Genomic DNA, 10,709 nt, shown 5'->3' on the forward strand with positions numbered 1-10,709 from the left:
ATTTTTTTATTTATAAATAGTGGGGCATTCCTATCTTCTAAAGCGAGCTTGTACTTTATTTCGTTTGCGATCTCGGTGCAAGACGAAGCCACCAAAGATATAAAACCCGAGCGCGAAGCAGAGAGCGCCGATTAAAAATTGTAACCACAGTATGGAAATTGGTGGAAATTGAATCCCGAATACAGTATCTCTCATTAACTTTATACCAAACACAGCTAATGAAATAGGGATGAGTGCTAATAGTAGAGCAACGTAACGCTGCATACATAACGCTCCTTTTCAGATTATTTCGTATATTTTAATGATGTTATACGGAAAGGGGGTTTGTCAAGAGGGTGCTGAACGAGTAAGATAAGGGTGTGAAAAAATTTGCAGAGTTACTTCGAGAGGAAGTGTAATATATGAAACAAAAAGTATTAATTGTTGGTGCAGGTGAAGGCGGGAGCGCGCTGCTGAATCTGTTACAAAGTTCGAATATATTTCAAATTATAGGGATTATTGATATAAATCCGTTGGCAAAAGGACTACAAATTGCTAAGGAATACGGGATTGCAATTGGACAAAGTGTAACTCCATTTCTTTCTATGCATATCGATGTAATATTTGATATGACAGGTGAAGATGATGTACATAAAGTTTTATTAGAAAAAAGAAAAAAGACACTCTTCTTATACCAGGTGATATCGCAAAAATTGTTACAGGATTAGCGCATGAGAAGGAAGAGCTAATTGGGCGGTTAGAGGAACAGACGCAACAAGGAGAATTAATTTTAAATTCTACACATGACGGCATGATTGTAATTGATCGAGAGGGACAAGTTCGTCTTTTTAATAAAAGTGCAGAGCGTATTATCGGATATAAAAAAGAAGAGGCGATAGGAAAGTATATTTTAGAAGTCATTCCAACTAGTAAATTACTTCGCATTATACGTACGAAACAAATAGAAGTAAATTATGAACTGACATTAGAGAATGGAAAGAAAATTATTACAACGCGTATTCCAATATTAAAAGAAGGAGGAGAGGTACAAGGGGCATTTGCAATTTTTAAAGATATAACAGAAGTTGTAGATCTTGCGGAAGAAGTTACAGACTTAAAAGAAATTCAAACACTATTAGAGGCAATTATTAACTCATCTGAAGAAGCGATTTCGGTTGTGGATGAAAAAGGAAGAGGTTTAGTCATTAACCCAGCATATACGAAATTAACGGGTTTAACAGAAGAAGATATTATTGGGAAGCCTGCTACAACTGATATTGTAGAAGGCGAAAGTATGCATATGAAAGTACTTCGAACGCGTCGTGCGGTGCGCGGAATACATATGAAGATTGGGCAAAAAAAGCGAGATGTAATTGTAAACGTAGCACCAGTTATTGTGGATGGAATATTGAAAGGAAGCGTCGGCGTTATCCGTGACGTGTCGGAAATTCAAAAATTAACAAATGAATTGAATAGAGCAAGGCAAATTATTCGTACATTAGAAGCGAAATATTCATTTGATGATATTGTCGGAAATTCAGATGAAACAACGGCAGCTATCGAACAGGCGAAGCTAGGAGCGAATACACCAGCAACAGTACTGTTACGCGGGGAATCTGGGACTGGTAAAGAATTGTTTGCACATGCAATCCATAATGGAAGTAATCGAAAATACAATAAGTTCGTCCGTGTAAACTGTGCGGCCATTTCGGAGACGTTGTTAGAAAGTGAATTATTTGGTTATGAGGAAGGGGCGTTTTCTGGAGCGAAAAGAGGCGGGAAACGTGGGTTCTTTGAGGAGGCGAATAACGGTAGTATTTTTTTAGATGAAATAGGGGAGCTGTCTGCAAATACACAAGCGAAACTCCTTCGTGTATTGCAGGAAAAAGAAATTGTAAAAGTTGGTGGAACGAAAGCGATACCTATTAATGTTCGAGTAATTGCAGCGACACATGTGAATTTAGAAAAGGCTATTCTAGAAGGGAAGTTTAGGGAGGATTTATATTATCGATTAAATAAAATTCCAATTCAAATTCCATCTCTTCGTCAACGTAAAGGAGATATACCGACAATTGCGGACAGATTGATTCAAAAAATTAATCAAGATTACGGTCGTAATGTAGAAGGGCTCACTGATTCAGCCGTTTTATATTTACAATCATACGAATGGCCAGGAAATGTGAGGGAACTTGAAAATATTTTGGGGAGAGCTATTATCTTTATGAATTATAACGAGACCTATATTGATGTACACCATTTACCGCCATTACATAACGAAGAGCAGGTGGAGTCAAAGCAATCTCATTTATTACCTGAATTAGAAGAAAAGCCACTTGAACATTTAGTGACAGAGTTTGAAGGGAATATTATTTATGAATATTTGGAGAGATTTGATGGGAATAAAACACAAACTGCAAAAGCGTTAGGAATTTCCGTTCGAAATTTATATTACAAGCTAGAAAAGTATGACCATGCAAAAAATAGCATGCAATAAATTGCGTACCGTGCAATTTATTGCATGGTATACAAAAAGCGACAAAATAAGACAGAATCTTTCGTTATTTTCCAAAGTATTGATTTTACTGCATTTTGAATGCGTTTTCATTATTGGTAAGACCACTTTTAAAAGTTGGCACGGTATTTGCTTTATAAATAGACGAGGGACGACGGAAAGGGTTGATTACAAAATATGAAGTTAGAATACTTAATTGATCAAGCAGCAGGAAAGCCTAAAAAAACTGTGGCTGTAGCAGTAGCTGAAGATCATGAAGTAATTGAAGCTGTAGCGAAAGCAATTAAATTACAGCTAGCTCAATTTCGTCTATATGGAAATCAAGAAAAAATAATGGGGATGCTACAAGAACATGGTTTACAAACTTCAGAACATGTTGAAGTGATTGCAGCAATGTCTAGTGCTGAAGCTGCAGAACTTTCTGTTAAAGCTGTGAGAAATGGTGAAGCAGATGTGCTTATGAAGGGGAACATCCCAACAGCGAATATTTTGAAGGCTGTGTTAAACAAAGAGTGGGGCCTACGTAAAGGTAGCGTACTTTCACATGTAGCAGCATTTGAAGTTCAAAATTACGACCGTCTTATTTTCGTTACAGATGCAGCGATGAACATCGCACCTGACGTAACACAAAAAGCTGCTATTATACAAAATACTGTAGAAGTTGCCCAGGCAATAGGAATCGACTTGCCCAAAGTGGCACCAATCGCAGCAGTAGAAGTTGTGAATCCAGCGATGCAGGCGACAATTGATGCAGCGATGTTAACACAAATGAATCGCCGCGGACAAATTAAAGATTGTATCGTTGATGGACCACTTGCTTTAGATAATGCAGTATCACAAATTGCAGCAGAACATAAAGGCATAGTAAGTGATGTAGCAGGTAAGGCAGATATTTTACTCGTCCCAACGATTGAAGCTGGAAATGTGCTATATAAATCACTCGTATACTTTGCGGATGCAAAAGTAGGAGCAATGATTGCTGGCGCAAAAGCACCGATTGTTTTAACATCTCGTGCTGATTCAGCAGAAACAAAAGTATATTCATTAGCATTGGCAGTTGCGACTGCTTCAAAATAAACCAAAAAGGGTAAAACATTAGGGGGAAACGACAATGACATTAGAAATCTTCGAATACTTAGAAAAATATGATTATGAGCAAGTAGTATTTTGTCAAGATAAAGAATCTGGTTTAAAAGCAATTATTGCAATTCATGATACAACACTTGGACCGGCTCTTGGTGGAACAAGAATGTGGACATATGATTCTGAAGAAGCGGCGATTGAAGATGCATTGCGTCTTGCAAAAGGGATGACATACAAAAACGCAGCAGCTGGTTTAAACTTAGGTGGTGCGAAAACAGTAATTATCGGTGATCCTCGTAAAGATAAGAGCGAAGCAATGTTCCGTGCACTAGGACGTTATATCCAAGGACTAAACGGACGTTACATTACAGCTGAAGATGTTGGTACAACAGTAGATGATATGGATATTATCCATGAAGAAACTGACTTTGTAACAGGTATCTCACCATCATTCGGTTCTTCTGGTAACCCATCTCCAGTAACTGCATACGGTGTTTACCGTGGTATGAAAGCAGCTGCAAAAGAAGCTTTCGGTACTGACAATTTAGAAGGAAAAGTAATTGCTGTTCAAGGCGTTGGTAACGTAGCATATCACCTATGCAAACATTTACACGCTGAAGGAGCAAAATTAATCGTTACAGATATTAATAAAGAAGCTGTACAACGTGCTGTAGAAGAATTCGGTGCATCAGCAGTTGAACCAAATGAAATTTATGGTGTTGAATGCGATATTTACGCACCATGTGCATTAGGCGCAACAGTTAATGATGAAACTATTCCACAACTTAAAGCAAAAGTAATCGCAGGTTCTGCAAATAACCAATTAAAAGAAAATCGTCACGGTGACATCATTCATGAAATGGGTATTGTATACGCACCAGATTATGTAATTAATGCAGGTGGCGTAATTAACGTAGCAGACGAATTATATGGATACAATAGAGAACGTGCACTAAAACGTGTTGAGTCTATTTATGACACAATTGCAAAAGTAATCGAAATTTCAAAACGCGATGGCATAGCAACTTATGTAGCGGCAGATCGTCTAGCTGAAGAGCGCATTGCAAGCTTGAAAAATTCTCGTAGCACTTACTTACGCAACGGTCACGATATTATTAGCCGTCGCTAATCATTCATATATAACTTTTACAAAAGGCGTGGTTACCTCTTATGAGGTTTCCACTTCCTTTTGAATTTATTAGTGGAGGTAGCAACATTGTCTGTAAATCGAATTCTTGTTATTAACCCAGGTAGTACATCCACAAAAATTGGTGTTTTTGATAATGAAAGACCCGTTTTAGAAGAAACGATTCGTCATGACGTAGAACAGATTGGGAAATACAAGCGAATTATCGACCAATATGAGTTTCGAAAAGAAACGATTTTAGAAGTTCTACATTCTCATGGTATTAACATTTCAAAATTAAACGCTGTTTGTGGACGTGGTGGATTACTTCGTCCAATCGAAGGCGGTACGTATACAGTAAACGATGCGATGTTAGAAGATTTAAAAAATGGGTTTAGCGGTCATCACGCTTCAAACCTTGGAGGCATTTTAGCATATGAAATTGCTTCTGGATTAAACATTCCTGCATTTATTGTGGATCCTGTCGTTGTAGATGAGATGGAGCCAGTTGCTCGTATAAGTGGTATTGCTGGTATGGAACGTAAAAGTATCTTCCATGCATTAAATCAAAAAGCAGTTGCTCGTAAAGTAGCCGAACAGTTAAACCACAAATATGAGGATTTAAATTTATTAGTTACACATATGGGCGGTGGTATTACAGTTGGTGCTCATAAAAAAGGAAGAGTAATCGATGTGAATAACGGTTTAAACGGAGAAGGACCATTTAGTCCAGAGCGTGCTGGTACAGTGCCAGTAGGGCAACTAGTAGAAATGTGTTTCTCTGGTGAGTATTACCGAGATGAAATGATTAAAAAGCTTGTCGGACAAGGTGGACTTGTAAGTTTAATCGGTACAAATGATGCGATTAAAGTAGAGAAAATGGTTGAAAAAGGTGATCCTGAAGCAACTCTTATTTATAAAGCAATGGCATATCAAGTTGCAAAAGAGATTGGCGGAGCTAGCGCTGTACTTCACGGGAAAATCGATGCAATCGTATTAACTGGTGGACTGGCATACAGTAAAATTCTTGTCGATGAAATAAAAGAGCGAGTGGACTGGATTGCAGATGTTATCGTACATCCAGGCGAAGATGAGTTAGAAGCGTTAGCAGAAGGAGCACTTCGTGTATTACGTGAAGAAGAAGCTCCAAAAGAATACGTTGTACGTGAAAAAGAAACGGTAGCTAGGGGTTGAGATAATGGCAAAAGAATATGATTTAGTCATCGTTGGCGGCGGTACTGGTGGATATGTTGCTGCAATTCGTGCATCACAACTAGGGTTAAAAACTGCACTAGTCGAAAAAGAAAATCTTGGTGGTACTTGTTTACACAAAGGATGTATCCCTAGTAAAGCTCTTTTACGTAGTGCGGAAGTATATGCAACTGCTAAAAAAAGCGAAGAGTTCGGAGTTATTGCAAGCAATGTAGAACTAAACTTTGCGAAAGTACAAGAGCGTAAAGAGAAGATTGTAACGCAGCTTCATAAAGGCGTTCAACACTTAATGAAACAAGGTAAAATTGATGTGTTTGAAGGTATTGGCCGTATTCTTGGCCCATCTATTTTCTCTCCGATGCCAGGGACAATTTCAGTTGAACTTGCAAGTGGAGAAGAGAATGAAATGTTAATTCCAAAAAATGTACTTATTGCAACAGGTTCTCGTCCAAATTCATTACCAGGTTTAGAATTAGACGGAGAGTACGTAATGTCTTCAGATCATGCCCTAAAAATGGAAACGCTTCCTAGTTCGATTATTATCGTTGGTGGCGGTGTAATCGGTATTGAGTGGGCATCTATGCTTGCTGACTTCGGTGTAGAAGTTACAGTATTAGAGTATGCAAAAACAATATTACCACTAGAAGATCAAGACGTTTCAAAAGAAATGCAACGTCTATTTAAGAAAAAAGGTATTAAAGTGGTAACTGGTGCAAAAGTATTACCAGAAACATTGGTAAAAGATAATGGAGTAACAATCCAAGCTGAACACAACGGTGAAAATAAAGAATTTAAAGCAGAAAAAATGCTTGTATCTGTAGGAAGACAAGCGAATACGCAAAATATTGGCTTAGAGAACACAGATATCGTTGTGGAAAAAGGATACATTCAAACAAATGAGTTTTATCAAACGAAAGAATCGCATATTTACGCAATTGGAGATGTAATCGGTGGCCTGCAACTTGCTCATGTTGCTTCTCATGAAGGAATTGCTGCAGTAGAACATATTGCAGGGAAAGAAGTTACACCAATTGATTACTCTATGGTATCAAAATGCGTATATAGCAGTCCAGAAGTTGCTTCTGTCGGTTTAACAGAACAAGAAGCGAAAGAAAAAGGCTATAAGTTAAAAGTAGGTAAGTTCTCATTCCGCGCAATCGGAAAAGCACTTGTATACGGAGAATCAGATGGTTTCGTAAAACTTGTAGTTGATGAAGAGACAAATGACATTCTTGGTGTTCATATGATTGGACCACATGTAACAGATATGATTTCTGAAGCGGGTCTTGCAAGAGTACTTGATGCAACACCTTGGGAAGTAGCACATACAATTCATCCGCATCCATCATTATCTGAGGCGATTGGTGAAGCAGCACTTGCTGTAGATGGAAGAGCGTTACACGCATAAAAATGTGGATTTAGGAGGTTATGAAAAATGGCAGAAGTAAAAGAAAAGCGCCATGAAGAGCTTGGCTTAAGTGATGAGCAAGTATTAGAAATGTTCCGTACGATGTTACTTGCACGTAAAATTGACGAACGTATGTGGTTATTAAACCGCGCTGGTAAAATTCCATTCGTAATTTCTTGTCAAGGACAAGAGGCTGCACAAGTTGGAGCGGCGTTCGCTCTTGATAGAGAGAAAGATTATGCATTACCATACTACCGTGATATGGGTGTTGTACTAGCATTTGGTATGACAGCTAAAGAGCTTATGTTGTCTGCTTTTGCGAAAGCTGGAGATCCAAACTCTGGTGGTCGTCAAATGCCTGGTCACTTCGGTCAAAAGAAAAATCGTATTGTTACAGGTTCATCTCCAGTAACAACACAAGTACCACATGCAGTTGGTATTGCACTAGCTGGAAAAATGGAGAAGAAAGATTTAGTAACGTTCGTTACATTTGGAGAAGGTTCTTCAAACCAAGGTGACTTCCATGAAGGGGCAAACTTTGCTGGTGTACACAAACTACCTGTTATTTTTATGTGTGAAAATAACAAATATGCAATCTCTATTCCAGTTGAAAAACAATTAGCATGTAAAAACGTATCAGATCGTGCGATTGGTTACGGTATGCCTGGATATACAATAGACGGAAACGATCCACTTGCAGTATATAAAGCTGTAAAAGAAGCAGCAGATCGCGGTCGTCGTGGTGAAGGACCAACTTTAATTGAAACAGTATCATATCGTTTAACAGCACATTCTAGTGACGATGATGATCGTGTTTATCGTGATAAAGAAGAAGTAGAAGAAGCAAAGAAAAAAGATTCAATTATAACATTCGCAGCTTATTTAAAAGAAGCTGGTGTGTTAACTGAGGAATCCGAAAAACAAATGTTAGACGAAATTATGCATATCGTAAATGAAGCAACAGAATATGCAGAAAATGCTCCGTATGCAGCACCTGAAGATGCATTGAAGCACGTATACGCAGAATAGGGGGGAACGTTTCATGGCTGTAATGTCTTATATTGATGCTATTACATTAGCAATGCGCGAAGAAATGGAACGCGATGAGAAAGTATTCGTTTTAGGAGAAGATGTTGGTAAAAAAGGTGGCGTGTTTAAAGCGACACACGGTTTGTATGATCAATTTGGTGAAGATCGTGCGCTTGATGCACCGCTTGCAGAATCTGCAATTGCTGGGGTAGCAATTGGTGCAGCAATGTATGGTATGCGTCCAATCGCTGAAATGCAGTTTGCTGATTTCATCATGCCAGCAGTAAACCAAATTGTTTCTGAGGCAGCAAAAATTCGTTATCGTTCTAATAATGATTGGACTTGTCCAGTTACAATCCGTGCACCATTTGGCGGGGGTGTTCACGGTGCATTGTATCATTCACAATCTGTAGAAGCGATGTTTGCAAACCAACCAGGTTTAAAAATCGTTATCCCTTCTACACCATATGATGCAAAAGGCTTATTAAAAGCAGCCATTCGTGATGAAGATCCAGTATTATTCTTTGAACATAAACGTGCATATCGTTTAATTAAAGGTGAAGTACCGGAGGATGACTACGTATTACCAATCGGAAAAGCAGATGTAAAACGTGAAGGTGATGATATTACAGTTATCACGTACGGATTATGTGTTCATTTTGCTCTTCAAGCGGCTGAAAAGTTAGCACAAGATGGCATCTCTGCACACATTCTTGATTTACGTACTGTATATCCATTAGATAAAGAAGCAATCATTGAAGCAGCTTCTAAAACAGGTAAAGTTCTTCTTGTAACAGAAGACAATAAAGAAGGAAGCATTATGAGTGAAGTGGCAGCAATTATCGCTGAAAACTGTCTATTTGATTTAGATGCGCCAATCGCACGTCTTGCAGGTCCAGACGTTCCAGCAATGCCATATGCACCAACAATGGAAAAATTCTTTATGGTAAATCCAGATAAAGTTGAAAAAGCAATGCGTGAACTTGCGGAATTTTAATCGGGGGGACTATACATGGCTGTAGAAAATATTACAATGCCTCAGCTCGGGGAGAGCGTTACAGAGGGCACAATTAGTAAATGGCTCGTTAATGTTGGCGATCACGTAAATAAGTATGATCCGCTTGCAGAAGTAATGACTGATAAAGTAAATGCTGAAGTACCATCTTCTTTCACGGGTGTTGTGAAAGAGTTAATCGCTGGTGAAGGTGATACGTTAGCTGTAGGTGAAGTAGTTTGTGTTATTCAAGTAGAAGGCGCAGATGAAGTAGCAGCAACAGCTGTTGAGGAAAAAACAAAAGAAGAATCAAAGGCAGAAGTAGCTACGTCTGAAAAAGCACCGAAAGTAAAACAACCAACTGATGGAAAACCACGTTTTTCACCAGCTGTGTTAAAGCTTGCAGGTGAGCATAACGTTGATTTAGATCTAGTAGAAGGTACGGGAGCAAACGGCCGTATCACTCGTAAAGATATTTTAAAGCTAGTGGAATCTGGAAATATCCCACAAGCAGGTGCGGCGAAGAAAGAGGAAGCTGTAGCGGCAGTAGTAGAAGCTCGCCCAGAAGCACCAAAAGCAGCACCAGTAGCGCAAAAAGTAGAAGCTGCGAAACCAGTTTCTGTACCTACAATGCCTGGAGATATCGAAATTCCAGTAACAGGTGTGCGTAAAGCAATCGCAGCAAACATGTTACGTAGTAAACACGAAGCACCACATGCTTGGATGATGATTGAAGTAGATGTGACAAACCTTGTGTCATACCGTAACTCAATTAAAGGTGACTTTAAGAAGCGTGAAGGCTTTAACTTAACGTTCTTTGCTTTCTTCGTAAAAGCAGTAGCACAAGCGTTAAAAGAGTATCCTCAAATTAATTCAATGTGGGCTGGCGATAAAATTGTTCAGAAGAAAGATATTAACCTTTCTATCGCTGTTGCAACAGAGGAAGAACTATTTGTACCAGTAATTAAGCAAGCGGACGAGAAAACAATTAAAGGTATCGCTCGTGAAATTACAGAACTTGCAGGAAAAGTACGTACGAAATCGTTAAAAGCAGACGAAATGCAAGGTGGAACATTTACAATTAATAACACAGGATCATTCGGTTCTGTTCAATCTATGGGTATTATTAATTACCCACAAGCGGCTATTTTACAAGTTGAATCAATTGTAAAACGCCCAGTAATTATGGATAACGGTATGTTCGGTGCTCGTGATATGGTTAACTTATGTTTATCACTTGATCACCGAGTACTTGATGGTTTAATTTGTGGTAAGTTCTTAGGACGTGTTAAAGAAATTTTAGAAAACATGTCAGAAAATAATACATCTGTATATTAATAAAAAGCTCGCTTATGTCGAGCTTTTA

Annotated in this window: 8 protein-coding genes and 1 pseudogene; 8 read left to right on the forward strand and 1 reads right to left on the reverse strand. The window is 38.5% G+C overall.

The window, feature by feature from the left end:
- Positions 1–30: 30 nt before the first annotated feature.
- Complete coding sequence (locus HMPREF1014_RS03575; protein WP_001190214.1) at positions 31–264, reverse strand: DUF2627 domain-containing protein; 234 nt, start codon at positions 262–264, stop codon at positions 31–33.
- Positions 265–401: 137 nt separating this feature from the next.
- Here HMPREF1014_RS03575 and HMPREF1014_RS03580 point away from each other — a divergent pair.
- The 8 genes and pseudogenes from HMPREF1014_RS03580 to HMPREF1014_RS03620 all read left to right on the forward strand — a co-directional run bounded on the left by HMPREF1014_RS03580 (position 402) and on the right by HMPREF1014_RS03620 (position 10,681).
- Positions 402–2,473 (forward strand): annotated as a pseudogene (locus HMPREF1014_RS03580) (sigma 54-interacting transcriptional regulator).
- 195 nt (positions 2,474–2,668) lie between these two features.
- Entirely contained in the window at positions 2,669–3,568 is a 900-nt protein-coding gene (gene yqiS, locus HMPREF1014_RS03590; protein WP_000764670.1) for a phosphate butyryltransferase, read from the forward strand.
- A gap of 34 nt (positions 3,569–3,602) precedes the next feature.
- Positions 3,603–4,703 (forward strand): leucine dehydrogenase, encoded by a 1,101-nt coding sequence (locus HMPREF1014_RS03595; RefSeq protein WP_000171357.1) that lies wholly within the window; start codon positions 3,603–3,605, stop codon positions 4,701–4,703.
- An 87-nt stretch (positions 4,704–4,790) separates the two neighbouring features.
- The gene (buk, locus tag HMPREF1014_RS03600) at positions 4,791–5,894 is read left to right on the forward strand and encodes a butyrate kinase (RefSeq protein WP_000115780.1); all 1,104 of its coding nucleotides are present in this window, start codon (positions 4,791–4,793) and stop codon (positions 5,892–5,894) included.
- A gap of 4 nt (positions 5,895–5,898) precedes the next feature.
- Positions 5,899–7,320: a dihydrolipoyl dehydrogenase gene (gene lpdA / locus HMPREF1014_RS03605; protein ID WP_001051289.1), complete on the forward strand. Its 1,422-nt coding sequence runs from the start codon at positions 5,899–5,901 to the stop codon at positions 7,318–7,320.
- A gap of 27 nt (positions 7,321–7,347) precedes the next feature.
- Positions 7,348–8,349 carry a 3-methyl-2-oxobutanoate dehydrogenase subunit alpha gene (gene bfmBAA / locus HMPREF1014_RS03610; protein WP_000852551.1) on the forward strand — a complete coding sequence of 334 codons (1,002 nt, stop codon included), beginning with the start codon at positions 7,348–7,350 and terminating at the stop codon, positions 8,347–8,349.
- Positions 8,350–8,362: 13 nt separating this feature from the next.
- Positions 8,363–9,346, forward strand: a complete 984-nt coding sequence (gene bfmBAB, locus HMPREF1014_RS03615) for a 3-methyl-2-oxobutanoate dehydrogenase subunit beta (RefSeq protein ID WP_000290071.1) — start codon at positions 8,363–8,365, stop codon at positions 9,344–9,346.
- 15 nt (positions 9,347–9,361) lie between these two features.
- Entirely contained in the window at positions 9,362–10,681 is a 1,320-nt protein-coding gene (locus tag HMPREF1014_RS03620) for a dihydrolipoamide acetyltransferase family protein (protein ID WP_000257681.1), read from the forward strand.
- Positions 10,682–10,709 lie beyond the last annotated feature (28 nt).

The organism is Bacillus sp. 7_6_55CFAA_CT2 (assembly GCF_000238655.1).
GTDB lineage: Bacteria > Bacillota > Bacilli > Bacillales > Bacillaceae_G > Bacillus_A > Bacillus_A cereus.